We start from the raw sequence: 239 nt of genomic DNA on the forward strand, positions 1-239 counted from the left end.
CTGCCTGGACAATGCAGCGATGGAGAGCTTCTTTGGGACGCTGAAGTCGGAGTTCTTTTACCTGAACAGCTTTGACAGCATCGAGAGTCTGGAGGCGGGGCTGGTGGAATACATCCAGTACTACAACCAAGAGCGAATCAAGTTGAAATTGAAGGGCCTGAGCCCGGTACAGTACCGGGAGCAGGCCCAACAGGCCCAATCGGCCGCCTGACCCCGTCCAAGTCTCGGGGGTCACTTCA

The 239-nt window shown here is 56.5% G+C and carries 1 protein-coding gene; it reads left to right on the plus strand.

Translation table 11 applies throughout. The features are described 5' to 3' along the window. Positions 1-211: IS3 family transposase (locus tag R5H29_RS04680; protein WP_332328840.1), on the plus strand; the 211-nt coding region annotated here is incomplete at its 5' end. Positions 212-239 lie beyond the last annotated feature (28 nt).

The sequence above is a fragment of the Stenotrophomonas sp. A3_2 genome (assembly GCF_036624925.1).
Taxonomy (GTDB): Bacteria; Pseudomonadota; Gammaproteobacteria; order Xanthomonadales; family Xanthomonadaceae; genus Stenotrophomonas; species Stenotrophomonas hibiscicola.